The 25,826-nt window shown below is 39.7% G+C and carries 17 protein-coding genes, 1 tRNA gene and 2 pseudogenes; 8 read left to right on the forward strand and 12 right to left on the reverse strand.

The annotated features are described in order from the left end of the window. Window positions 1-74 precede the first annotated feature (74 nt). Window positions 75-623, reverse strand: a complete 549-nt coding sequence (gene sigZ / locus ACGEDC_RS00625; protein ID WP_394495795.1) for an RNA polymerase sigma factor SigZ — start codon at window positions 621-623, stop codon at window positions 75-77. A 612-nt stretch (window positions 624-1,235) separates the two neighbouring features. On the opposite strand from sigZ, the gene ACGEDC_RS00630 reads away from it, so the two are divergent. Next, a complete protein-coding gene (locus ACGEDC_RS00630) occupies window positions 1,236-1,685 on the forward strand; it encodes a hypothetical protein (RefSeq protein WP_055024720.1) in 450 nt (149 codons plus the stop codon). A gap of 589 nt (window positions 1,686-2,274) precedes the next feature. Here ACGEDC_RS00630 and hrpA read toward each other — a convergent pair. Both hrpA and ACGEDC_RS00640 read right to left on the reverse strand, forming a co-directional pair. Next, a complete protein-coding gene (hrpA, locus tag ACGEDC_RS00635) occupies window positions 2,275-6,150 on the reverse strand; it encodes an ATP-dependent RNA helicase HrpA (protein ID WP_394495798.1) in 3,876 nt (1,291 codons plus the stop codon). Between the two features lie 141 nt (window positions 6,151-6,291). Next, the gene (locus ACGEDC_RS00640; RefSeq protein WP_055024722.1) at window positions 6,292-6,708 is read right to left on the reverse strand and encodes a CBS domain-containing protein; all 417 of its coding nucleotides are present in this window, start codon (window positions 6,706-6,708) and stop codon (window positions 6,292-6,294) included. A 548-nt stretch (window positions 6,709-7,256) separates the two neighbouring features. Here ACGEDC_RS00640 and ACGEDC_RS00645 point away from each other — a divergent pair. Beyond that, entirely contained in the window at window positions 7,257-7,442 is a 186-nt protein-coding gene (locus ACGEDC_RS00645; protein ID WP_394495800.1) for a DUF6435 family protein, read from the forward strand. A gap of 297 nt (window positions 7,443-7,739) precedes the next feature. Here ACGEDC_RS00645 and ACGEDC_RS00650 read toward each other — a convergent pair whose 3' ends face one another. Next, window positions 7,740-9,155, reverse strand: coding sequence for a DUF4397 domain-containing protein (locus ACGEDC_RS00650; RefSeq protein ID WP_394495802.1), 1,416 nt, complete (start codon window positions 9,153-9,155; stop codon window positions 7,740-7,742). Window positions 9,156-9,494: 339 nt separating this feature from the next. Here ACGEDC_RS00650 and ACGEDC_RS00655 point away from each other — a divergent pair, with 339 nt between their 5' ends. Continuing rightward, window positions 9,495-10,055, forward strand: coding sequence for a hypothetical protein (locus tag ACGEDC_RS00655; protein ID WP_394495804.1), 561 nt, complete (start codon window positions 9,495-9,497; stop codon window positions 10,053-10,055). A 264-nt stretch (window positions 10,056-10,319) separates the two neighbouring features. Further along, window positions 10,320-11,509 (forward strand): IS3 family transposase gene (locus tag ACGEDC_RS00660; protein WP_394493236.1). Its coding sequence is split into 2 segments (ribosomal slippage): window positions 10,320-10,578 and window positions 10,578-11,509, totalling 1,191 coding nucleotides; the frame shifts between segments, so codons are not numbered across the junction. Between the two features lie 4 nt (window positions 11,510-11,513). On the opposite strand, the pseudogene ACGEDC_RS00665 reads toward ACGEDC_RS00660, so the two are convergent. Then, window positions 11,514-11,696 (reverse strand): annotated as a pseudogene (locus tag ACGEDC_RS00665) (IS4 family transposase); the annotation flags it as partial. Window positions 11,697-12,621: 925 nt separating this feature from the next. Further along, a complete protein-coding gene (locus tag ACGEDC_RS00670; protein WP_394495806.1) occupies window positions 12,622-13,647 on the reverse strand; it encodes an isoaspartyl peptidase/L-asparaginase family protein in 1,026 nt (341 codons plus the stop codon). 231 nt (window positions 13,648-13,878) lie between these two features. On the opposite strand from ACGEDC_RS00670, the gene ACGEDC_RS00675 reads away from it, so the two are divergent. The 3 genes and pseudogenes from ACGEDC_RS00675 to ACGEDC_RS21295 all read left to right on the forward strand — a co-directional run. After that, window positions 13,879-15,630, forward strand: coding sequence for an autotransporter assembly complex protein TamA (locus ACGEDC_RS00675; RefSeq protein ID WP_394498193.1), 1,752 nt, complete (start codon window positions 13,879-13,881; stop codon window positions 15,628-15,630). Then, on the forward strand, window positions 15,630-16,805 hold the full coding sequence (locus ACGEDC_RS00680) for a hypothetical protein (RefSeq protein WP_394495808.1): 1,176 nt from the start codon (window positions 15,630-15,632) through the stop codon (window positions 16,803-16,805). The genes ACGEDC_RS00675 and ACGEDC_RS00680 overlap by 1 nt, the downstream gene beginning before the upstream one ends. A 1,600-nt stretch (window positions 16,806-18,405) precedes the next feature. After that, window positions 18,406-19,581 (forward strand): annotated as a pseudogene (locus ACGEDC_RS21295) (translocation/assembly module TamB domain-containing protein); the annotation flags it as partial. 142 nt (window positions 19,582-19,723) lie between these two features. Here the strand turns inward: ACGEDC_RS21295 and rplY are convergent. The 3 genes from rplY to ACGEDC_RS00700 all read right to left on the reverse strand — a co-directional run bounded on the left by rplY (window position 19,724) and on the right by ACGEDC_RS00700 (window position 22,370). After that, the gene (gene rplY, locus ACGEDC_RS00690; protein ID WP_394495812.1) at window positions 19,724-20,011 is read right to left on the reverse strand and encodes a 50S ribosomal protein L25; all 288 of its coding nucleotides are present in this window, start codon (window positions 20,009-20,011) and stop codon (window positions 19,724-19,726) included. A 200-nt stretch (window positions 20,012-20,211) separates the two neighbouring features. Then, window positions 20,212-20,760, reverse strand: a complete 549-nt coding sequence (locus ACGEDC_RS00695) for a DUF882 domain-containing protein (protein WP_394495814.1) — start codon at window positions 20,758-20,760, stop codon at window positions 20,212-20,214. A 152-nt stretch (window positions 20,761-20,912) separates the two neighbouring features. After that, a complete protein-coding gene (locus tag ACGEDC_RS00700; RefSeq protein ID WP_394495816.1) occupies window positions 20,913-22,370 on the reverse strand; it encodes a L,D-transpeptidase family protein in 1,458 nt (485 codons plus the stop codon). 151 nt (window positions 22,371-22,521) lie between these two features. Here ACGEDC_RS00700 and ACGEDC_RS00705 point away from each other — a divergent pair, with 151 nt between their 5' ends. Further along, the gene (locus ACGEDC_RS00705) at window positions 22,522-22,887 is read left to right on the forward strand and encodes an HU family DNA-binding protein (RefSeq protein WP_225442276.1); all 366 of its coding nucleotides are present in this window, start codon (window positions 22,522-22,524) and stop codon (window positions 22,885-22,887) included. 637 nt (window positions 22,888-23,524) lie between these two features. On the opposite strand, the gene ACGEDC_RS00710 is transcribed toward ACGEDC_RS00705, so the two are convergent. The 3 genes from ACGEDC_RS00710 to ACGEDC_RS00720 form a co-directional block, all read right to left on the reverse strand. Then, a tRNA-Leu gene (locus ACGEDC_RS00710) sits at window positions 23,525-23,610 on the reverse strand. A gap of 196 nt (window positions 23,611-23,806) precedes the next feature. Beyond that, a complete protein-coding gene (locus tag ACGEDC_RS00715) occupies window positions 23,807-24,403 on the reverse strand; it encodes a uracil-DNA glycosylase family protein (RefSeq protein WP_394495818.1) in 597 nt (198 codons plus the stop codon). Window positions 24,404-24,451: 48 nt separating this feature from the next. Then, a complete protein-coding gene (locus tag ACGEDC_RS00720) occupies window positions 24,452-25,804 on the reverse strand; it encodes a leucine-rich repeat-containing protein kinase family protein (protein WP_394498196.1) in 1,353 nt (450 codons plus the stop codon). Window positions 25,805-25,826 lie beyond the last annotated feature (22 nt).

The raw sequence follows: 25,826 nt of genomic DNA on the forward strand, positions 1-25,826 counted from the left end.
GGGCTCTCTAAGTCAGTTAAGACTAAGTCCTGATAAATGAGTCAACACGATTCAAGGTTTTATCAGTAAACCCATTATGGTGATTTACATTTTTTTCTGTGGTTTGCGTCTTTGGGTGTGTAGCCCGTAATCCCGCCTTGACCTACTTCGAAGTCACAACATGCCATCATTTGTTGCCTAAATTTAACTCGGCCTCTTTGGATTCTACTCTTCGCTCCAGATAAAGATAAACCAAGTTGTTCTGCAATCCTTTGTTGAGAAACCCCCTCAAGCTCAGCGAGGCGCAATGGCTTAGCATATTTTTCTGGCAACTCGTCAATTAAAGGCCCTAAACATTGAGCGAGCTCCTCTCTTGCTTCTTTACCTGTATCGAGCTCTTCAGCCATTAAATCTTCTGGCAAAGATTCAAATTGTTGCCGCTCTCGATAAAAGTCCATAATCGTATTATGTGCAATACGATATAACCAACTTTTGAGGCTGCCTCTGGATTTTAACTGATGTAAATTACCACTGGCTTTGATGTAAACCTCTTGCAAAATATCATCAACGGCACTGTCGTCATCAATGCGTTGACTTACATAACCGCGTAGCTGTGTTTTATGGTTTTGCCATTCAGATATCATATAAAGTTAATCTCAACTCGATAAAAAACGTTACTCAATACCCTAGACGCAATAAAGAATAAAAAGACGCAAATATCATTCATTTTTTGGTAAGTGTTAAATCTCGCTTATATGTTTATCTTAGCGATAATCAATGGCCGAGAAATCGGTTTTCTGACGGTTCTGCAATCTATTTTGTTAATTTCATCAAGCCAAAATCAGTGCTATTTGAAATTGATTAATTTTGCTTAATCTAACGTTTCTTGCGCGAAATATTTTTAAATAGCAAGCAATAAATTGCATAAAGAAACATAATTTAGGAGATAAAATGAATAGTTTAGCACAGGAAAAATTGAGGTGTTATTTTTTAACCAGCGTCAAAAAATGTTGAATTTCATAACCTTGCAACTAAGGCTAATAGTATTCAACATAGTTGTCCACAGATTCTGTGGATAACATTAAGTTATACACCGAGTTGTTACCACAGGTGTATATTGAAGTTACTTAAGGTATGACATGTGTTGATTGATGAGTCAAGAATTTATTCAATTTTAATGCTTTGATCATAGGTAACTTGTATCGTCGCATTGAAATAGCGATACTAATACTACATAACAATAATTCCTGATTAATATGCATAAAATTTTTGTTCTTATTAGCCTATTTTTCTTCGCTGCGTGTACCCCCTCTGAAGAAAGACAACAAGGTCGCCTTGAAAAAGCATTGTCACCTGAAGAAGTTTCTTTAGGTTTTTTCCGTGCTATATATGTTGATAAAGATGTCAATAAAGCGAAAGTGTTTGTCAATCAAGAACTCAAAGACATCATGTCTCATTACCATATTGCATCGGCAGTCCAGCGTCATGTACTTGGGCTTTCAATGACAGATGTGAACATGTCAATTGATGATATTGATATCGACTTTTTCCGTAAATTTACTGATGAAGTTGATGTTAAAGTGAAAATGGAAGGTTTACGTGGTGGTAGCCCATGGGTCGATGACCGCACCATCAAGTTAGTCAAAAATGGTAAGAGTTGGATTATTGTGGAAGTGCTAACAGAAAAAGGTCGAATTGAAGGATAATTTCTTATCTTCAGATTCACAAGCATAAAAAAAACAGCCTAGGCTGTTTTTTTTATGCTTGTGAAAGAGCTAATAATATTAGTTCAATCAGCTTATTCTTCTTCGGTAGGTAGTGACTCTAGAACGTCATCTTTTACTTGATAATAAGCGTTTTCGTATTCATGAACTTCCATAGTAACTCCTATCAATCTTAGGCCGTTTTGTAGGGGTAAGGCATGTCTATTATATAGGGGGTGACATTTACCTTTACAGAGAAGCTGTAGCCATCTTTACTTCTTGAAACGGATTATAGCAATCTAACACCACCAATCCCACAAAAATTACGAAAAACTTTCAGAAATGTATGTTCGTTTTGTAAAATACTCATTTAAAGTGGCTTTTTTGATAGGCAAAACTGAAAGTGTTACATAACGGATCACACTTTCAGTGTTTTTCGCTAATTTAAAGTAACAATCGACACAATATGCTTTAACACTTGCTACTTTTCAACCAATACCAGATAAACACGATGAAAGAATAAAGCTATATACAAAAACGCCCAATACGAATTGTACTGGGCGTTTAACAGCTTAATCACGCATGACAAGTATTACACTTGACTGATTTGTACTACAATGCGTTTTTCAGAAATGGGATACGCTGTACCTAAGACTTGCGCAAAACATGAAACACGGAATTCTTCGATCATCCAACGTGCTTCAACTAATACTTCAGGTACAGGCTGAGTTTTAGGCACTTTGGCTAATTGCGCATTTAACAAGTCTTGTACTTTACTAATACTCTGCATATGAAGCCGATCACGAGTAGGATCAACCGGTAATTTATCCAAACGGTTTTCAATCGCTTTTAAATACCTCGCCACATCAGTAAGACGACTCCAGCCGCAGTGCTCAACAAAACCTTTAAACACCAATTTATCTAACTGGGTATTAATATCACTCATCGCAAACGCAATATCTAAACTGATTTTACCTTTTAAGCGCTTTTTAATACGTTGATATATCGTCAGAATTTGCTCAACTTGCAACGAGATTTGCTCAGCATAATCATTTAACTCCTGCCTCACCCAATCTTTAGCTTGCTCAAATTGCGCCTCATTACGCACATCTAGCTTTTTCTCATCCAACAGTTGTTGAACTGATGCAGAAATAATATCGTCAATTAATAATTGAACTTGACCAAATGGATTAAAGTACATCGCCAATTTTGCTTTATTTGGCAGGGCTTTTTGAAGATGTTTAACAGGCGAAGGAATATTAATGAGCAATAAACGACGTAAACCTGCTCGGTGCTGACGCTCGGCCTCAAATTCATCATCAAACAATTTAATAGAGACTTGATCTTTCTCATCAATTAACGCTGGATAAGCTTTAACTTCGTAATTACCTTTACGTTTTTGATATTGCTTTGGTAAATCCCCAAATGACCATGTTGTGATGTCTTTCTTTTCAATTCCCTCTTCCGCCACATTACGAATGGCTTTTGCCACCACACCTTGCAACTTATCTTTTAAAGAATCTAAATCACGCCCCTGATCCACTAGGCGGTGTTTATCATCTTCAATTTTAAAGTTAATTGTTAAATGAGCACTTAACTGAGTTAAGTCAAAATCATCACCACTTATACGTGTACCTGTCATGCGAAGTAACTGCTTACACATTGCATCAAGCAGCGGCATTGAAAAAGGCTCCATAGCTTGTACACAGGCGCGAGCATAATCTGGCGCAGGCACAAAATTACGTCGAAGATTTTTAGGCAATGACTTAATCAGCGCCACGACTTTTTCTTCACGAAGCCCTGGTACTAACCAATCAAAATCTTCAGTATCAACTTGGTTTATCAACGCCACAGGAATGTGCACCGACACCCCATCATCAACAGCGGCAGGCTCAAAGTGATAACTCACTTGTAAACCCAAGTTAGCTTTTTGCCATACTTCAGGGAAATCTAACGCTGAAATATGATCTGCACTTCGCTGCATCAATAAGTCTTGATTAAAGTCCAGTAGCTCTGGCGTTTCTTTACGTGCCTGTTTCCACCATTTAAAGAATAGTGGCGCATTATAAATACCTTGTGGAATAAGCGGATCATAAAAGTCCACCAGCACCTGCTCATCCACTAAAATATCACGGCGTCGAGATTTATGTTCTAACGATTCAATATCATTCAGCAGTTGCTGATTTTTAATAAAGAAAGGCTCTTTTGTGTGTAACTGCCCTTCAGCTAACGCGCTGCGAATAAAGATTTCACGAGCTTCAACAGGATCAATAGGCCCATATTGCACTCTACGGCGATTAACCACTGTTAGGCCATATAGCACCTGATTTTCAAATGCGATGACACTGGCAGGTTTCGCTTCAAAATGTGGCTCTAGATGATTTTTCTTAATCAAATGTGCAGCTAAAGGCTCTAACCACTCCGGTTGAATTTTGGCGCAGCATCTGGCAAATAAACGAGAAGTTTCAGTGAGCTCAGCCGCCATTATCCATTTCGGGCCTTTTTTCGCTAAAGGTGAGCCAGGAAATACAAAAAACTTACGGTTGCGGGCGCCAAGATATTCATTATTCGCATCTTTAAAACCAATGTGGCTTAACAAGCCTGATAACAGCGCTTTATGTAAATTATCGTAACTGGCTGGTGTGTCATTTAAACGCCATTTTAAATCGTGTACCGCTTGTTTAATCTGGGTATATAAATCTTGCCACTCACGTACACGCAAATACGCTAAGTATTCTTCACGACATTGCTTTCTGAACTGGCTTGCTGACAATTCGCTTTTTTGGTCTTTTAAGTAATTCCATAAATTAACCCAGCTAACAAAATCAGAGTCTTTATCGGCATAGCGACGATGGCACTCATCTGCGGCTTGTTTCTTTTCAATCGGTCTTTCACGAGGATCTTGAATAGATAAACCTGAAGCAATAACCATGACTTCATGCAAACAACTCATATCTTTCGCTTCAAGTACCATACGAGCAAGACGAGGATCGAGTGGGATTTTTGCTAAATTACGCCCAAGGTTGGTCAGCACTAACTCTTTGCGTTTTTGTTTAACGGCTTGCAGCTCTTCTAGCAGTAAGAAGCCATCGCGAATATGTTTTTGCTCAGGAGGCTGGATAAATGGGAAACCCGCAATATCGCCTAGTCCAATGGCTAACATCTGCAAAATAACCGAGGCAAGATTGGTACGTAAGATTTCAGGATCGGTAAACTCAGGACGCTGAATAAAATCAGTTTCATCATATAAACGAATACAAATACCTGGGCCGACACGTCCACAGCGACCTTGACGCTGATTTGCGCTGGCTTGAGAAATAGGTTCAATCGGCAAACGTTGTACTTTAGTACGGTAACTATAACGACTAATTCGAGCGGTACCTGGGTCAATCACATAGCGGATCCCAGGTACAGTTAATGACGTCTCAGCCACATTGGTTGCCAACACAATGCGACGACCGATATGACTTTTAAAGACTTTAGATTGTTCGCCATATGATAGACGCGCGTACAAAGGCAGCACTTCTGTATCACGGTACTTTTGCTTGCGAAGCATTTCTGCGGTATCACGAATTTCACGTTCGCCATTCATGAAAATCAAAATATCGCCAGGCCCTTCAGCCATTAGCTCATCAACTGCAGAGAAAATACCATCACTCACATCTAAGTCAGCATCGGTATCACGGACTAATGGTCGATAACGCGTTTCTACAGGGAAGGTTCGACCCGATACTTCAATGACTGGCGCATTATTAAAATGCTTAGAGAATCGCTCAACATCAATGGTTGCCGAAGTAATGATCACTTTTAAATCAGGTCGTTTTTTCAGCACCTGCTTGAGGTAACCTAAGATGAAATCAATGTTTAAACTACGCTCATGCGCCTCATCAATAATGATGGCATCGTATTGATTTAAAAATTTATCAGAGGTTAATTCTGCCAGTAAAATACCATCAGTCATTAATTTAACGTAACTGTCTGGACTTATGGCATCTGCAAAACGCACTTTAAAACCAACAACCTCGCCTAGCGGGCTGTTAATTTCTTCAGCAACGCGATTAGCAACGCTTCTTGCTGCAAGACGCCTTGGTTGAGTGTGGCCAATTAAACCACGTGTACCAAGGCCTAGCTCTAAACATATTTTGGGTAGCTGGGTTGTTTTACCAGATCCTGTTTCACCCGCAACAATGACGACCTGGTTATTCGCAATAGCTGAGGCTATGTCATCGCGTTTTTGAGAGACAGGTAAGGCATCTGGATAAGTGACTCTAGGGCTATTTTTTAGCCTTAGTTGAGCCTTTTCATAGGCTTGAGTGGCTTGTTCAGCTAACTTGGCTAAGACTTGACCTTTCTTTTCAGACTGCGGCTCTTTGTTTAATTGATACAAACGACGACGAATTCTTGCCGCATCGGTTTGATAACAAGAGTTTAGGTATGCTTTAGAGAGCGGGTGTTGGTCCGAATTCAAATCTAATTCCTAGCAAGTATTTCAAAAACTGCGATCCTAGCAAGGAACTAGACTGAATGGTATTAGTTTAAAGGAATCAAAACAAAGAGCCCTCGTTGACTCAGGCCAAAATTCTCTTTGTTAATCAGCTTTGCTGGCAACTTAGGCTGGCGTTAAATAACATTGCTGCATATAGATGTTCATTGCCTTTAGCACATCAGTTCGATTAATCGTACCAACGACTTTACTGCCTTCTACTACTGGATAAATTTTAGGTTTTGCCCCTAACATCTGTTCAGCCAACTGTAAGATACTGCCATCAGGTGTTGCTGTCAGTACATCCGTTTTCATGCAGTCTTTTACGGTTTCTGTCATATCGCAGTGATAACTGCTTTTCAGCATCACTGATAAGCAATCCTGCTGAGATAAAAAACCCACCAGCTGACCGTCATTATCAATCACAGCGGCACCTGCTTTGTTCTTCGTTAGTAAATGCTCTACAGCCGTTGCTAACGACATATTGGCTTTTAACAACACAGGTTGGCGGTCCATATATTCTGAAATTTGAATTGAATCCATATATTACCCCTTTAATTTTAACGTCAGCGCTCGTGTTCAATCGACGATTAATGTTTAGTCATTAACAATCAATACTCTAAATTTTCAGTATCGATGACATCTCATCTTTGGTTTAATTATCGTGCTAATAATCGTACTAATGATTGTACTAATATTAGTGTAGTCAAATTTAGCAAAATACGTTGATTGAATAACTCGATTGTCGTAACTGGATTTTAGGGGATGGAAAAAAGGTTGATGAGTAACAGACTTGCCTTAAAAGATGAGTCACAACCGATTACATATTTGTAGCCGTCATTCATCTGCATCAAATAAAGGCCAATAACATATCAGCAGCCGTTAATATTGGTACTGTTAGTGCTCAAGCTCGACATGCGTGAAACCTGCATGCTAGCTAAATTCAGAACATTAGCAGCAAGACACAAGCAACTGGGGCTGATTGGAAAGCCAACAGTTAAACTCTTCATAATAATTAATTGAAAAATATAAAAACTAAAACCTGTTTACAAACGTACTAATAATGCAAAAGCTATTTAAAAGTGATTGGTATGTTTTCTATATCTATATTCAAGCAAGACCCCATCAAAAAACTCAATAAAGCTTATGAAGCTAAACTTGAACAAGCCTTGTATGCACAAAGAAATGGCGATATAAAATCTTATTCAATGATAACCGCAGAAGCTGAAAACATTGTAAAACAAATTCAAGAGCTAGAGCGGCTAAAAAAGGAGTAACCTGATAGCGCTTCGGTGGATAAAATGCTCCTAAAATAAATGAGTTAATGTCCTATCGCCAATAGGCAAAGAAGTTAGGGGTTAGGAGTTAGGAGTTAGGAGTTAAACCTTGGCGCACAAGCATTTGATAGAAAAATAATGGCGTTTATTCTGTCTTCACTTATTTATCCCCGCTACATATTTAAGTACCAAACAAAGTTAACGCTAGATATAGATGGGGTTGATAGCCCCATCCAGATTCGCTACGGGTCTTATTTACTCAAAAAGTAATAAAGGATAAAAACACCATGTATTCACTTAATTGTTGAAATGCGTTTGCAATTCGTAAGGCGTGCCACCGTAGGCATAGTCAGTTGCAATTAAATTAATCACATCGCCTTTTTCAATACCGCGTAATGATGTTTCAATGATTAACTCATCAGTCGATGCGTTGTAGATATAAATATCGTAATCACCACTTTCCAATTCATAATCTTCATTATTCATATAACTTAGTTCGACTTGAGCAGAATAAGAATCAGGGTTAGCGCCTTCATTTAAAATTAAAACGTCAATCGCATTACTTTTTATGTCGCTAATATTGTGGCTAACTAAAATTTTCGCATGGGTATCTATAACGCGCAGATCTTCTTCATTATCATTGACAGTAATAGCTGATGATGTGTCACCAGACGTTAAGATAAGAGTACGACTACTTGGTTGCATATCAACACTAAATGTATCAATTTTATTTTCTGTCGTATTATCCATTAAGTAAAAGTTTCGAGTATCACCCGAATCAATATTTTCTATTTCAATATCAACTGAGTCAGACAAAGCACCAAATTCTAGGGCGCTGGCGATTAAGCTGGCTTCGTCTTCGTCATTGGCATCGGTTAAATAAATATCAAGATAAACGTCTAAGTAATCAGGAGCAGAAATACCATGTAAAAAGCGCACCTTAGCCGCTTGTGCTTCATTGGTGAGTTTACGGCCACCATCAGATTCAATGTTGACGATGGTATTGACTTGATCGTCTGATCCAGCAATCTGATAGCTAGTGAGTGCAAATATTTGAGCATCCCCGTCTGCTATCGTTATGCCGTCTGTCGATGCAATAATGATATCTGTGCCAGATTCAGTCAGTACCAGTTTGTAACTACCTGATTCAATTTCTATTTCATCACTTGATGCTTCATATGCCAATGTATAATCGGCGACTTTATTTAATAAATCTTCACCTTCGTTTAACCAGTAAACGTCAATATCAGCAGCTGAGTTCGATAGATTGATAAATTGAATGATTGCATCATAGTCTTCATCAAAATCTTCATCGTATAAATCCGAAATGTCAGTCGTCAATGTTAACGATAACGGCGCATCTGTATCACCATAAATAATATATGTGCTCGTTTTATTTTTGGATACACTAATACTATCGCCACTTGTAAATTCGTCATTCGTGGAGTTAGGTAAAATTTGATTAAACTCTAAGTCGTAGCTGTCATTACTGACTTGTTCGATACTGCTTGCATCACCGAACGCGAGTTCACCTATAGACTCATCTTCAACCATAATCTCAATGGCTGGTGATTGCGCGACTAAATTAACAAATTGATAGTAGCCCATTGAACTAGAGTCACTACTTTCCTCAAGTAATATCGTTTCCCAATCACACGCTGCTAACGTTAACGATATTCCGACAAATAAGGTTGCGGATAATATTTTTTTCATTTTTCCCTTAAACATAAGAAAATGTGCACCTAAATTGTAAATATGCGTTGATTATACTTTTGAATAGTGTGAATTTTCGTAAGCATTAAGGAAAAAGCGTGGAGGTTTAGTATAAGTAAGTAAATAGGTATTCGGCTCGGTTATTTATTAAACCTAATCAAGAGGTATCAAGTTTTTAATTAGCCTTGGAACATAAGCGTTTGATAGAAAACAATTCCACTCTACTTATTCTTGCCCTCACTTATTAAGTAATTCTTATGATATGTTTATGAAGGTAAATAATTAACAAGGAGTTTATCGTGACCTTCAAGGAGTTTTCACAAAGGTTACGCTAATAACATGGAAAAAATTATACAATTTATTGGTAATTCGATACTCATTTTAATTGCATTTAGCCTTTTTTTATCAGGAATCATTTCTGATGAAAGTACATTAGTAAGCTCAAATTTTCTTTACATTATATTAGGAGCTGGGGCTGCATATTTATTTTGGAAATTCACACCAGAATTACATTCTAATAAGAGTAAAAAAGAAAGAATTAAACATCGAATTTCGGCATTTCTTGTTTTTATTTTTATACTTGTTGCAGCACCACTTGCTACAGCTAGATACGGCCACATATTGCTCACTTGGGCCGGCCAAAGTAAAGAAGTTGAGTTAGAATTAACTGTTGATTATGTAAGTAGTACATATAGTAGTGCTTATTGCGCAGGGGCAATACGTTTAAAAGGTTATTCCAACTTTGGAACCGGTAGGCTCTGTGGCGTATCAAGGTCAATATGGTCACAATTGAAAAGTGGTGACCGTATTATAGTCCAAGGTTTAGAAACATATTGGGGCTTCGAATATACAAATTTTAAAAAAATCTCGATAGAGAAATTTATCAAAGTAAAACACTAAGGTTGCTTCAAGATTTTGATAACATGGATTCAAATAAAGCTTTTGCATTAGCTAGAGGAATTGATGGTCGCGAGGTAATTGGTTATTCACATTCATATAGTTCACTTCAAAAGGCCAAAGAAAGAGCGCTTAATGAGTGCCAAGCACAGATAGAATTACATAGCATCACAACTAAATGTAAACTTATTCTGTAGTGGCATAGTGATTTTGGCCACCTAATTAGAGGATGTTATGATTAATTCATAGCAGTATTAGGTGAAGATAATGGCTAAGAAGTCACGTAAAAATTTCAGTCCAGAATTTAGATTGGAAACGGCACAATTGGTGGTCGACCATGGTTACACTCATGAAGAAGCAGCCAAGGCCATGAATGTTGGTTTTTCAACAATTGGTAAGTGGGTTAAACAGTTAAAAGAAGAGCGCCAAGGTAAAGCCCCGAAAGCGACACCTATGACCCCTGAGCAGCTTAAGATACGTGAGCTTGAGAAGAAGATTGAGCGCATTGAATTAGAAAAGGAAATTCTAAAAAAGGCTACGGCTCTGTTGATGTCGGACTCACTGAACAATTCGAATTAATCGAAAAACTCAATCAGAGCCATAAAGCCAGATATTCGATTCAAACGTTGTGTGATGTATTTGATGTCCATCGCAGCAGTTATAAATACTGGTGCTTGCGTGATACGTCATTGCCTCCAGAAGAAATTAAGTTGCGAGCTGAAGTAAAGTCAGCGCATGAACTAAGTGGAGGCTCCGCAGGTGCAAGAACCATTGCTGAAATTGTAACGCAGCGTGGTTTTCAGTTAAGCCGATATCGCGCGACAAGGTTTATGAAAGACCTAGAACTGGTTAGCTGCCAATTGCCACAACATGCTTATAAGAAAGGCTCTAAAAAGCATGTGGCAATCCCTAACTTGCTAGAGCGTCAGTTTGATGTTACTGAGCCAAATCAAGTCTGGTGTGGTGATGTGACTTATATTTGGACTGGCAACCGTTGGGCGTACTTAGCAGTGGTAATTGACTTGTTTGCTCGTAAACCTATTGGTTGGGCTATGTCACATTCACCTGATAGTGAGTTAACCGCCAAAGTATTAACGATGGCTTATGAGCTTCGTGGTAGACCTGATAACGTTATGTTTCATAGTGACCAAGGAAGTCATTACACAAGCAGAAAGTTCAGGCAACGACTGTGGCGTTACCAGATAACACAAAGCATGAGTCGTCGCGGTAACTGTTGGGATAATGCACCAATGGAACGGTTCTTTAGAAGTTTGAAGACCGAATGGGTGCCAACGGTAGGCTATCGAAGTTTTAATGAAGCTAAGATAGATATAACGAAATATATTATTGGCTATTACAGCCACGTTAGGCCGCATCAACATAATGGCGGTTTAACACCAAACGAGTCAGAGAAAAGGTACTGGCTAAACTATAAAACCGTGGCCAATTTAACTTGACCACTACACGCTTAATCTTGTGCTTTTCCATGGCTTTACTATCAATGTCTCGACCAAGACCAGTAACAGAAATAGAGCCCCCATTCATCGAACTTTCGATGGCAGTAAATAGGCTCAGTCGACGAGTTTTGTGCATCATTGGGGTGACAAGTGATAGGCATTTTGATAAAACTTGCTTTGCATTCATGGCATTTGCTCGTGGTAATTTTTGTTTGGCGATAAATTTGATCACCAAATGCCATGAATGTTCCAACCTAATTTAAATATCTTATTGTTTCTGTATGTTATTTCGTGGGGATTCGTCAGGGTCAGAGTAAACTTTATAGGGTTGGTGAAAGGCACCTTTTATTGAATGGTTTTTCTTCCCTAAATGGCAAGCCCGATGACTGTATTCGAAGTTACCCAACGCTGTCCTTAAGCGGTTATACCTTAATATAATTTATACCATTAATTCAATGTTTTACTTGTTTTTTAAACTAAATTATCAAAGGTCATTACTTAAATCTAACCAATTGCCTGCCGCAGGCTTATATGCAGATACAACTGCGAGACGCTGCAAGTACGTCCATGTAAGCTCTGCCAAAACATCCATGTTTTGGAAGCTCGCTGCTGCATCTACACTGGGATTATTGTCTCTTCGATTTGACTGTATTCGTGACAATTTAAAGAGCTAAAAGGCCAAAGATCAAGTATGTAATCTGCTAGAGGGCTCAATTTGAATTGAGGACGTTGAAGAAAATAGCGTGATGCTCACATGGATGTGAGCATAGCTTTCGCGGTGCATGGATGCACCACTGGAAGCGTTAGCATTTTCGAATAAGTCTGAAGTTAGCAACAAACAAAGTTAAAAGCTGGCTCAATCCCCATCGAAAATTATGCGCTTTCCAGCATTTTTCGTTAGGGGTGCTGAGGGTTTGTTAAGGGGGACAAGCGCTTTCCCCTTGACTCTGGTGTGGGCGAAGCGCCACGACGTTAATCCAAACGGAGTTTGGAACACAAATAAGCTGCGACCTCAAACTCAACATAGGCTGAACTAAAAAGCACCAAGCGAATACTTGATGCTTTTATAAATCTCAATCGTGATTCATAACAATAACAAGGAAAGTTAAGGCTTACTTATCACGCCAAATCATCACTTGTGCTTCTTCCCCACTCTTACGCGTTGCGCGGTACATCCCTTCTGTATTAAATGGGGTCGCAATATTGCCGCGATGATCAATTGCTATCACGCCACCTGTACCACCAACGGTAATCAATCTTTGATTAATCACCTCATCGGCCGCCTGGATGATCGATTTACTTTGGTATTTCACCTTCGCGCAAATATCACCTGCGACTTGGTAGCGAATAAAATATTCACCATGTCCAGTCGCTGACACTGCGCACACTCCATTCTCAGCATAAGTTCCAGCACCAATAACGGGCGCATCGCCAATACGACCATAGCGTTTATTGGTCATTCCGCCGGTTGAGGTACCTGCACTAATATTACCTTGTTTATCCAATGCGACAGCGCCAACGGTACCAACTTTATATTCTGTCTCTAACTGTTGGTGCGCAGCTTGGTAATCTGCATTGGTTTTCGCTTCTGCCATTTTTGCTTTTGCACGCTGTAAACCTTGATAACGTTTTTGGGTATTAAAGGTTTCGTTAGCCACCAATTGGACCCCCTGAGTTAAGGCAAACTCTTCAGCCCCTTCTCCATAAAGCATGACATGGACAGACTCATCCATTACCAAGCGCGCTAAATCAATCGGATTTTTAATGTGTTTAACGCCAGCAACCGCACCTGCGTTCATGGTATTGCCATCCATAATAGACGCATCCATTTCATGCTGTTCATTATGAGTGTATACCGCACCTTTACCCGCATTAAAATACGGTGAGTTTTCTAATACATTAATTGCAGTGGTTACGGCACTTAAACTAGAGCCGCCTTTATCTAAAACAGCATAGCCTGCATCTACCGCTTCTTTTAGCTTCGCTCGATAGGCTTTTTCTTGCTCAGGGGTAAAGCTACTTTGCTGAATGGTCCCTGCTCCACCATGAATGGCTATCGCAAAAGGTTTAGTTTTTGCATTCGCAGAACCAGAAAATAAAGCCATTGATGCTATCAGTGCTAGTGTTATTGTTTTCATTTTAAGCAAGTCCTTGATCAGTTTGTATCTTTGTAACCATTTCAGGCGGTAATTTCAATCATAACCTTGCCTGATTGCGGTAATCTGGCGACAATAGGTAAACCATCTTTATTTGTTGATAAGCATTCAGTCATTGTTATCCAAGTCTTTACAATATTGCCTAGTCATTTGCGTTGCCCTTGTTTCATTGGCATCAAATTTTGCTTGGGCTAAAAAAATGAATGGCTAACGATTGAACTGCAGGGTGTTTCTGGCAGTTTGGCCAAAAACGTACGTGCTCACTTAGGTGATTCACCCACTTCTCAAGTTCAGCGCCGCGCATTTTTGTTTACCGTAGAAGATAATGTTACCGCTGCACTTGAATCAATGGGCCGATATCACGCAAAAGTGGATATTAATGTCACTGAATCCAAAAATTCCCCTTGGAAACTCACTATTAATATTGATGAAGGCGAACCGACTATCATTCAATGGATTGACATCAAATTCAGTGATGAAATGCTCGATGATAATAGCTTTAATCGCTGGATGGATCAGTTAACAATTAAACCAGGTGATACCCTTAACCATGGTGTTTATTCAGAATTAAAATCAAATCTAGTAACACTAGCACTGGCCAGAGGCTATTTTGATGGGGCTTTTACTCGCTCTGAAATTGAAATCAATCGTGATTTAAATACCGCTAAAATCCACCTCTATTTTGAATCTGGAAGACGATACAAAATGGGTGAAGTCACGTTTTCAGGCCAGACCATAAATGATGATTTACTTGAAAAACTCATTCCATTTGACCCTAATGCGAATTACTCAACCCAACGGCTAAATCGGCTTAATCGGAATTTAATTGATACCGGTTATTTCAGTAATATTAAAGTTTTACCTCAAATTGATAACATGTCTGAGACTAAAGTACCGATAAAAGTTGATTTAGCCCCAAGACCCACTCACTCTTTTGAAGTGGGTTTGGGCGCCGATATTGGAACCAATGCAGAAAAAACCGTTGAGCCAAGAGTTCGGCTTACTTGGCGTATGCCAGAAATTAACAGTTATGGTCATACCCAAGAAACCACAATGGAATGGTCGCCTGACAGACCCAAGTTTTTAACCACTTATACCATTCCGTTAACGCATCCTCTTGATGATCAGCTTAAATTTAGGGTTGGTTTATTACGTGATAAATACGGGGTGACGCAAGATTACAATGAAGATGACAGAAACTACGATTATACGGGGCAACTGGAATCTGAAAAACGCTTGTTTGGGATAATCAGGCAACAACGATTAGACAGCGGTTGGTTATTTGGCTACTCCTTAGAATATAACCATGAGTTTTATAATCAATCTGATACTGACTATGACCCGCAATTTGTATTGGCTGGTTTTGGATTAAGTAAAACAACGCGTGGAGACAACACCTTAGACCCTAAGTCAGGCTTTAGACAAACATACAGTCTGGAGTATGGCGATCCTAATTTAGGCTCTGAAATTCGCTTAACGAAAATCGAAGCAAAATTAAAATGGATTGATACTTTTTTTGAACGTCATCGTTTTGTATCACGTCTGGATTTAGGCGCAAATATTGCCGATAGTGATCAAATTGATCAAATCTCGCCTTCACTTCGTTATTTTGCCGGTGGCGATCAATCGATTCGTGGTTACGGCTTTCAAGAGTTAGGCCCTTATATCGAGTATGTTAACTCTGAGGGCGGCTTATCGAGGCAGGTTGTCGGTGGACGCTATTTAGTCGTTGGTAGTTTAGAGTATCAATATTATCTCACTGACACTTGGCGAGTCGCCACTTTTGTCGATGCTGGTAATGCTTTTGATACTGAACAATTTGAGCCTGTAGTCTCTGTTGGCGGCGGTATTCATTGGATTTCACCTATTGGTCCTATTAAGTTTGACTTAGGTGTAGGCCTAAAAGAAACTGAAACCATTGACCGTTCTTGGCGAATTCATTTAACCATGGGGACAGACTTATAATGACTGATTCTATGCCCCCTAAAACAGAAGATAGCAATCAACACGACAGTTCATCGTTAGCGCATATACCTGCATCAAAACCACCAAAATCATTTTTAGGTCGTTGTTGGCAAGCGTTTAAACTCTGTACTCGTACTGCTATTTATATCCCTTTACTGTTATTGATGCTGATAGCAATACTGATTGGCACTCCGATTGGTGCCCAGATCAGTGTGATGCTAGCCAACCAGTTTGTTCCTAACTTAGCGTTAAACTTAAAATCAGGCACTATAAACAATCAACTTGAATTTACTACTGCTCGTTGGTCAATGGACGGCGTCACTGTAGAGGTTGAAGGCCTGAGCCTCTCATGGGTTCCAACTTGTCTTTTTAACAAACAGATTTGTGTTGATAACTTATTTGCTGATGATGTTACTGTCATAGTACAAACCGATCAGTTTGCAGATGATGAACCTTCTAAGCCATCAGAAAATGACAACCCTAAAGACACCAATAATGAGGATGCCGCTGAGCAGCAATCCCCTTCACCGTTGATTTTACCCGTCCCTATTGGACTCAATCAATTAGATCTGAACGACGTAAAAGTCACAGTGAATGACATGCGTTACAACGCAGGTCGCCTGCAAGGTAAAGCGTTATGGAATAAGAGTGGACTCAGAGTAAATTACTTACATAGTGAAGGCTTATTAGTCGATATACCATTAGGTGAATCTTCCCAACAAGATACTGCCGATGCGCAAGAAACCTCAAGCCCAGATAATCAAGATAAAAACGTTTCATCATCAGAATTAGAAACCTGGGCCATGGCCAACTTGCCTGCCGTTTACATGACTTTTCCTATTTATGTTGATGAGCTCATTACCCATGACAGCGTAATGAAATTAGGTAATAGAACTGATAATTTTTCTCATATTTCACTAATTGGTAGCTATGTTGAATACTTAATTGATGTGCAAGCATTATCGGTCTCTCATGATTATGGCGAGGCTTATCTCGTTGGTGATATTAGTCTTAATCATGACTATCCAATGAATATTGATGCCAAGTTTAACCTTAGTAAGGTGACTGAAGTACCTGAGTTAACTCAACAAAAAATAGCGATTGAGGCCGAAAATGGTTTCGACAACTTATCGTTATTAGTGTTCTGCAACTGGCGATGTAGACATCGACTTTGAAGCAATTATTGAGTTAAGTAAGCCAGAAATGGATTATCAAATTGAAATTGCTCAAGCAAATATTAACTGGCCATTTGATAAGCCCGATTACACCGCGAGATTAAGTAAGCTCACCAGTAAAGGAAACATTCATCAACAGTCTGCCATTTTTAGTGGTGAGTTTTTAAGCCCGTATCACCCTCTTTTAGTGCTTGATGCCAATATTGAGCTTAGTCAAAATGAGCTCATTATCTCGCATCTTGATGTCGAGTCAGAAGCTGGAAACCTAGTAGCAGACGGCAACCTCAACTTTGATGATAAGGTCAGTTGGTCAGCACAATTAGCGACATCTTCGCTTCAACTAGACAAAGTCCCCTATCTTTATGAATTAACGGAACTTGCAAGCAATATTGATGGTTCACTGCTATCCGCTGGCGTTATTGATGATGAACAATGGCAAATAACCGTAGAAGATGCCGATCTCAGTGGAACATTAAATGATTTTCCGTTAACGGTGAAAGGGAATATCAAATTCAATGATAAGTTCGCCATCAATGCCGACAATTTACAGGCAAGTGTTTTAGGAGCAGAACTATTAATTAATGGCCAAGCTAGCCGTTTTTGGGATGTCGATGCTGAGCTTTCCGTACCTGATGTTAGCCAGTGGTTACCTAATGCTAAAGGCGAAATTTATGCAAAAATTGATGTGACAGGGGATGATACGCAACCAATCGTTGACGTAAGTGGCCGAATGAGTAATGTTAAATTTGCTGATATTGATATTGAACAGTTAACTCTTAAAGGCCATTACCTACCGTTAAATGAACATCAATTTACGCTTAGCATCAATAATAACCAGCTTTCATGGCAACAGATTGATTTATCAGAATTAACGCTTAGCGCCGAAGGAACCCTTGCTGAACAAAAAATTAAACTCAATACGCAAGGTGACATCGCATTAAACACTCAAATCAATAATCAGTTTAATGAACAAAAGCAAACCTTTAATACCGACATTAACTCACTTGTTATTTCAAATTTATTAGGTGCTTGGCAAATAAATAACCCTGTTAATATCCAATGGGATCAGCTCAATCAAGATGGAAAGATTACGCCTTTTTGCTTAATTCAAACCCATAGTAGTCTGTGCTTAAACCAGCAAGGTCGATTTGGTACTCAAGGCGATCTTTCGCTAAGTATCAATGGCCAACCAGGTAACTTGTTACAGCCGCTGCTGCCTCCTCGTCTAAACTGGACTGGTGAGTCCGACTTAGAAGCAACAGCTCAGTGGTCAGAAACTGACAAACTTAAAGCCAACATTGCGCTATTGCTTAATGGTGGGGATATAGCATTACGCCGCACTGAAAACGATCGAATCAACCTACACTACGATACCATCAAGCTGGATGCTGTGATTGATGAAACACAGCTCAAAAGCAGCCTTATTGTTAGCGCTGAGAATATTGCTGAAATTAACAGTCAAATCAGTATTAGTAATGATGAAGAACGCGCATTAACAGGCTTTATCAAAGCCGATACGATTAATATAGAGCCTCTGAGGGGCTTTTTCCCTAAACTCGCAACATTAGAAGGCTTATTCGCAGCGGACCTGAGTATATTAGGTAACCTAACTCAGCCTGAGGTGCAAGGAAGCTTAAGCTTAGAAAACGGGGCTTTAGCCACAACGAACAACCCAACGTTAATTGACGATATTACTCTAGCAATGCAGTTAAAAGGTCAACAGGCAAAAGTTGATGGCACGTTAGCAATGAGAGATGGTAAAGCTAGTGTGGCGGGTACGTTGGCTTGGCCTGATGGTCGATTTAGCGGTGATATTGATATTCTGGGTGACAAGCTCGCATTTATTCAACCTCCAATTGCGATATTAGATATTTCTCCCGACATCAATATTACTTTCGACACAACGCAACTGGCGATAAAAGGCAATGTCGACATTCCAACGGGTGAAATTACAGTTGTTCAGCTTGCAGAAGGCGGCGTTGCCGTTTCCTCAGATGTCGTATTTAACGATTCTATTTCTGAAAAAGAACAACAAACAAGCCCTTACGCAGTGGTCTCGGATTTAAATATTAAAGTTGGTAATGAGTTACTGATTGACGGTATGGGCCTTAGCGGAAAATTACGTGGCACCCTTTTGCTGCAACAACAAGCATTCAAGCCTCCCCTACTATTTGGTGATATTAAGGTCACTAATGGCTCTTATAAATTCATGGGACAAACACTGACGATTAGTACGGGCGAAGTACAATTCTCCGGCCCTACCGAAGTCCCTAATCTAAATATTGAAGCAGTCAGAGAAATTAAAGATGAAGACTTAACTGCGGGCGTACGAGTGACAGGTACAGCAATGCAACCTGAGGTCACCTTGTTTTCAAGTCCAGCAAAAGAGCAAGCAGAAATTCTCTCTTATATTATTACTGGCGCAGGATTTAGTAACTCCAGCAACGAGCAAAATAATGCCTTAATGATGGGAGCCGCATTAAGCTTAGGCTCGCAATTAGGTGGTGGAGCAATCAATAATATTGGCTCAACAGCCACAGGCTTGATTGAGAAATTTGGTTTTTCTAACGTCCAGCTTGATGCGAACGATGAAGGACGATTTGCCATTAGTGGCTACATTGGCGAAGACTTAATGGTGAAATACGGTATTGGTGTATTTAACCCAGGATATGAGATGACAGTTCGATACTATATTTTGTCACAGTTATATTTAGAAACCGTCTCAGGGACGATCAATCAGTCTCTTGATATTTACTACAGTTTTAACGTCGATTAATCCGCTAAAACGATAGCAACCGCTATTGCTATAAACCTAATACAGCTTGTCATTTCACAGTGAACTACCGTTACTTCAATGCCGCCAATTTACAGACACAAAAAAAGCGCCATTAAGGCGCTTTTTTCACTCAAACTAGCAATTAAGCAAATTTGAAATCAATGTGTTCGATTAGCGTTTTGTACGCATGACGTTGCATTGCTTGTACACGTACTTTAACTTCTTTACCGTCGATAACTAGTGTTAAATCAGTGTTGTAGAAGTCTTCATTCAATTGAATGTTTACGATATCTTTTTGAGCCATTTTGATTGACATTGGCTCTTTACCTGGACCGTAAATAACAGCAGGAACTAAATTCGCATGACGTAGGCGGCGGCTCGAACCTTTCCCGATTTCAGTACGGATTTCAGCTTGAATAGTGTAAGACATGTGTTTCTCACTTATAAAAAATAAATTGATGTTGTTATTTTCGACCAATAACAACTCGTGCTTGTTCTTTAACAAAGCGCGCGGATTCTATCATAGCCACCTTGACTCAACAAGTTATTAAGTAAAAATCATACCATTCACTCATGCTTCTCAAGATAGTATCAAGCAGTCACATCGTTAATAGTGTCAATATGAAAACACTACCAACTTCTTACAGGGCCACAATCCACATGAATAAAACCAGAACGTGGATAATAACCTACGCCACCCAATTTTAATGCCTTTGCAGCATCACGAAGGCTTTTAAGCTCAACGCCTGGGATTGCAAGATCCATCGCCATTCCTTTCATGTGGTAGCTTTTCTTTGCGACTCCATTACTCTTAGCTGCTAACATATTGTTGGTTTTTGGTGAGCGGTAACCGGAAATGACATGAACTTCATCAGTATTACCTAAAGTTTGTTGTAGCTGATAAATAAATTCGTATAAACGCTTATCCATAGGCGCTGATTGGTTTTGACGATGATCACGTAGTACTTCGCTAAATAATGACAAAGTATCTTGGTCATACTCACCTTCAACCCAAAACTGGCCTTTTTGACGCTCTCCGGTATGACGATTGTAAAAACTGAGTTCTCTAACACCTTGAGTAGAACGTCTTGCTTGAACTGGATTGGAAAACATTGAAGCGACAGCAACACCACTTAAACCTAACACTAATTGCCGACGGGCAGGACACACTAAAGACATTCACTCACCACTTTCAAATAATCAAAAATATGTGCATTTTTTACACAATTGAAAGCGAAGTTAAACGGAAAGTGAGACAATAGCAAGCATTCAAGCCGATAAAATCAGCTTAAATTATGAACAAAACAGCAAGTGTTAATCTGGTCAATAACTTAACGAGAAGACACTTGTAACGAAGTTGCTGCATTATTAGCCACTTCGGTTTGCTTAATGTTATTTAAATGATAAATGTCATTCCGGAACTGAGCGAGGTTAGTTTCATCAACCCACGCATTCCAGTAAACCAGGTGGACTGGCACTGTTTGAGAAAGTGAAAACCATTGCGTTTGCTCGCCTTGCTCCTGCATTCGATGCCAAGTGCGTTTATCAATCACCACATTTTCGGCAAACCACTCCGCTAGTTCTTGTACTTTTTCGATTCGAATGCAGCCAGATGATAATGCTCGGTCATCTTCATCAAACAAGGCTTTATCTGGCGTGTCATGTAAATAAATATTGAGATCATTTTTAAAGTGAAATTTGTAACGCCCAAGCGCATTTATCTTACCTGGCCTCTGCACTAACCGGTAAGGAAACGGGCCTGTTGAAACAATATCTTGCCACTCTGAAGCTGTTTTATTCACTTTAGTGCCAGTGATATCAAACACATCAAACTGCCTGTCAGTAATGTAATGTCCATCTTGGGCAACCTTTGGAAGAATATCTCGTCTCATAAGTTTTTTAGGAACGGTCCAAGTAGGGTTGATGACGATGTTGGAGATTTGCCCCTGCATCACAGGTGTTCGTCTATAGGCTTTGCCTACGATCACTCTAGAGCTCAATGCGATTTGGCTTTCATTGACTAATACCATTTCAAATGCAGGTATATTCACTAACAAGTAGCGCTCACCTAAGTCAGACAAATAACTGGTTTTTTCAACAAAATTGCTGGCTAATAATTCAGCGCGTTGCAGTGGCGTTTGATTAATCCAATGTAACGTTTTGGGGCCAATAACAGAATCAGCTTTCAAACCATGACGCTGCTGAAATCTCGCCACCGCCATCGCAATTGTATTGTCATAAGTGTATTGGGTTTCAGATCGAGAAGATAAATCTCCCAATAACCAGAGTCTTTGAGAAATCAAACTGATGGTCTTATGGCTGTCACCTGGCCTTAATAAGCCACCAGGTTGTATTTGAGGCCATTCATGGCGTTGATTCAGCCACAATAAGCGCCTAATGTGATTTTGAACACTAAGATAGTCTTCAACCGCAGGCTCTAAGGCATAAACCTGTCGTTTTTCGGACATAGAAGAAGTCAGCGAATCATAAGGCAAGCGTACATTTCGATCATGCCAGAAGCGAGCGATCTCTTGTTGAATTTTGTCTATGTACTCGAGTTTTTCCGCCTCACTGCCCTTTTGCAAGATAGTTAAGTAATCTTGCCAAATAACGGAAGACTCCACTAATGAAAGTAAAGTCACATGCTGAGCAAGTGTTTTGTATGTTGCTGGCTGAATTTGATCTTGTGACAGCCTTTGAACCTGCACTGCATGAGTTTGGCCTGCAAAAGCAATTGATAACAAACTAATAAAAGTGAAAGAGACACGTAGATAATACAAAATTCTCATTCATTTCTCTCCCGTCTTAACGCCATAGACAATTAAGTATGGCAAAAAAATATCAACCTTGTGTTACAGACTGTGACGTTCAGTTACAAGTTACTACGAAAGAAGGATAAAAATAGAACAAAAAACTTAACCGCTGACTACTAAGCAGCTAATTGAACTAAAGAAACTAGGAAAGGATTATAAGAACTGTTATAAACATGCCCCGCAAAAATTTTTTCAATATTTATTCACTGCAGCATTTATGAACAAGAAGCAATTATTACAAGTCATGGCGTCTGATATCGGCGTTTCTCAATCTCAATTAAAGCCACAGTTAGAGCAAATTCTTATCCAACTTCATAAAGCGTTAGCAGAAGGCGAAAAAGTGTATTTACCTCAATTTGGCACCTTTGAATTAAGATATCATTTGGCTAAGAATGGACGGAACCCGCAAACGGGTGAAAGCATCGAAATCCCAGGTTTTAATCAACCTAGCTTTAAACCAGCTCCAGCCTTTAAAAAATACATTAATCCATAAAAAAGTAGCGTCAAACGACAAATTAAGCCTCCTTTTTGGGATGATAGGAGGCTTTCATATCCTGTCTCACGTCATTTTCAAATCCTGCAAACGCGCGCTCACATGCGTCTTACAAAGCTTTTTATATTTTATCCATAGCGGCACATTAAACAGTGGCCCAGTTAGCCTACCTTAAAACGACGAGGGATTTATCTTTCGCCCTAGACGTAGAGGCAAATTCAAATTTTAGATACAACAAGCCCCGACTAATGTCGAGGCTTTCTTATAATGGTACCCGAGGCCAGACTTGAACTGGCACGCCCTATCTTAAAACGACGAGGGATTTATCTTTCGCCAACGCTCGAATTACAGACACAAAAAAGCCCCGACTAATGTCGAGGCTTTATTGTAATGGTACCCGAGGCCAGACTTGAACTGGCACGCCCTATCTTAAAACGACGAGGGATGTATCTTTCGCCAACGCTCGAATTACAGACACAAAAAAGCCCCAACTAATGTCGAGGCTTTCTTATAATGGTACCCGAGGCCAGACTTGAACTGGCACGCCCTATCTTAAAACGACGAGGGATTTATCTTTAGCCAACGCTCGAATTACAGACACAAAAAAGCCCCGACTAATGTCGAGGCTTTCTTATAATGGTACCCGAGGCCAGACTTGAACTGGCACGCCTATTAAGCGAGGGATTTTAAATCCCTTGTGTCTACCGATTCCACCACTCGGGCAAACTCTGGTAACTCGTCAAAACGCGTTACAAAATTTGTTTTTCAACGTAAGCAATCGGTTGCCGCCGCTGATGTGGTGCATACTTTACTGATTTTTCAGATAGGATCAACATAAAAATGAAACTTATTGTTCAAATGCCCATTTTGCGAGCAAATAGCATAAAAACACAGCGCGAAAGACTAATATATCACCGACTTATATAGACGACATCGTGAGCGCTTGATTGACTCGATGTTTGAGCTCAGGTAACAATTTCTCGGCAAACCACGGATTTTTTGCCAGCCATAAATTATTTCTTGGACTTGGGTGCGGTAAAGGCAGAATTGAATCGGGGTATTTTTGCCAGTCTTGTACTGTTTGAGTTAAAGACTGTTTGGTTTCATTTAAATGATAGTCTTGAGCATATTTACCAACAAGTACGGTCAGCTTAATGTGAGTCAACTCAGCTAAAACGTGTTCTCGCCAAGTTTGCGCACATATTTTTAACGGCGGTAAATCGCCACTTTTGCCCTTTCCTGGATAACAAAAGCCCATGGGGAGAATAGCGACTTTTTCGGGATCGTAGAATACAGCCTTATCTATGCCTAACCAGTCCCTTAGTCTATCTCCACTAGCGTCATTAAAAGGAATACCTGATTGATGCACTGCAAGGCCAGGAGCTTGCCCTGCAATTAAGATTCTCGCCTTCGAATGGATCTGTACCACAGGATTAACACCATGGGCTAACCTTGATTCACATAAACGGCATTCCTTGATCTGCTGGGATATGATGTCAATTTGAGCTTGTGTCATTCCATTCCTTTATCAATAACCAAGCTCGCATGTTTAAGCCGATATGGTTTAACGTAAACTTGATATTTGTTGAGTGAGTTCGTTGAAACTTGGGCGCTGACTCACTGAGTTATTTAAACATTGTTCTGTCAATAATAATAACGACGCGAATAGCGTTTTGTCAGCCAAGTCACTACTTTCATGTAGAGAAGATTGACTGTAATGTCCGAGAAGATCTTCTAACATATTGCCAAAGGCTCTCACTTCTATTGCTTGCATTTGATTGACTTGCGATACAGATAATTTATTTAAATCCGTCGCGGCGCCAAAGTCACCGAACAGAATATTTGCACTGTCATCTATCATAGTATTGTGCGCATAAATATCGCCATGACTGACTTTTTGTTGATGCAAATGGGCTAATGCACCAGCCATGCTCGCCATAACCTTTATAATGTTATCCAGTGAGATACTCATTTCATCGGCAAAGGTATCTCGTGTGCAGGTAATTAACGATGGTGGTAAACCTAAATTATAATAACCAGAAGGGATAATCTCCATAACTAAACCTAAGTCATCGTCCTCAGCAATTTGCGCTAACACTTTAATCAGATTTGGATGTTCACCTGCGGTTAAGCAACAATGAAGCTCATCTTTTGGGTATCCATCTGACGTAACAGCCCCTTTAAACATCTTTAACGCAACAGTTTGATGACTAGACGTTTGAGCACTATCCAATTGCGCCTTGTTCCATTGAGCTTGATATATCACCCCTGAAGCGCCTTGACCTAATTGATCGCCTAATACAAATTCAGACATGCTTGCTTGTAAAAAGTCTGCATGAGTTTCGCTACTTTGCGTCACAGGGTTTCCACTAAATGCCAGCCAAGCAAGCTTTGGGAGACTTAATAACCAATCAGGTACACTTGCTAACTTGTTGGCCGATATTCTCAGTAACTCAAGTTCATGACAGTTCTGCATTGAATCGGGTAATTGGGTAATCACATTCCCTGCTAAAGCACACTTTTTTAAGCGATGTAATTGCCCCATTGACTCTGGTAAATGGGTGATTTGATTGTCAGTCAAAATAAGCCAGCGGGTATCAACCGGAAAGCAATTCTCTGGTACCGATTCAATTTGATTGGCTTTAAAGCCAATCATTTCAAGTTTAGGGCACTGAGCAATGACAGATGGGATTTCGGTAAAACAATTAAATGAAAGGAACAGAATTTTAAGCTCAGCTAAGCAAGCAAACTCATCAGGTAAACTGCTTAGTCGGTTATTTGAAAGATCAAGCACTTCCAAAGAGTCCGACAAGGTTAAAATCTCTAACGGAAATGTCGTTAATTGCTCTGCTATTTGTAATCGCTTGATGTGTTGCTGTTTTAATTCACCGGACTGTAATTGAGCTAGCGTGTGCAATGGAAGTTCCTTCATCATATCG

The organism is Shewanella sp. ENK2 (genome assembly GCF_043568515.1).
Classification (GTDB): domain Bacteria; phylum Pseudomonadota; class Gammaproteobacteria; order Enterobacterales; family Shewanellaceae; genus Shewanella; species Shewanella japonica.

Bases quoted from the DNA above. Each gene is read 5' to 3' on its own strand.
- sigZ (WP_394495795.1), bottom strand. From the start codon at position 623: ATGATATCTGAATGGCAAAACCATAAAACACAGCTACGCGGTTATGTA.
- ACGEDC_RS00630 (WP_055024720.1), top strand. From the start codon at position 1,236: ATGCATAAAATTTTTGTTCTTATTAGCCTATTTTTCTTCGCTGCGTGT.
- ACGEDC_RS00640 (WP_055024722.1), bottom strand. From the start codon at position 6,708: ATGGATTCAATTCAAATTTCAGAATATATGGACCGCCAACCTGTGTTG.
- ACGEDC_RS00645 (WP_394495800.1), top strand. From the start codon at position 7,257: ATGTTTTCTATATCTATATTCAAGCAAGACCCCATCAAAAAACTCAAT.
- ACGEDC_RS00650 (WP_394495802.1), bottom strand. From the start codon at position 9,155: ATGAAAAAAATATTATCCGCAACCTTATTTGTCGGAATATCGTTAACG.
- ACGEDC_RS00655 (WP_394495804.1), top strand. From the start codon at position 9,495: ATGGAAAAAATTATACAATTTATTGGTAATTCGATACTCATTTTAATT.
- ACGEDC_RS00670 (WP_394495806.1), bottom strand. From the start codon at position 13,647: ATGAAAACAATAACACTAGCACTGATAGCATCAATGGCTTTATTTTCT.
- ACGEDC_RS00680 (WP_394495808.1), top strand. From the start codon at position 15,630: ATGACTGATTCTATGCCCCCTAAAACAGAAGATAGCAATCAACACGAC.
- rplY (WP_394495812.1), bottom strand. From the start codon at position 20,011: ATGTCTTACACTATTCAAGCTGAAATCCGTACTGAAATCGGGAAAGGT.
- ACGEDC_RS00695 (WP_394495814.1), bottom strand. From the start codon at position 20,760: ATGTCTTTAGTGTGTCCTGCCCGTCGGCAATTAGTGTTAGGTTTAAGT.
- ACGEDC_RS00700 (WP_394495816.1), bottom strand. From the start codon at position 22,370: ATGAGAATTTTGTATTATCTACGTGTCTCTTTCACTTTTATTAGTTTG.
- ACGEDC_RS00715 (WP_394495818.1), bottom strand. From the start codon at position 24,403: ATGACACAAGCTCAAATTGACATCATATCCCAGCAGATCAAGGAATGC.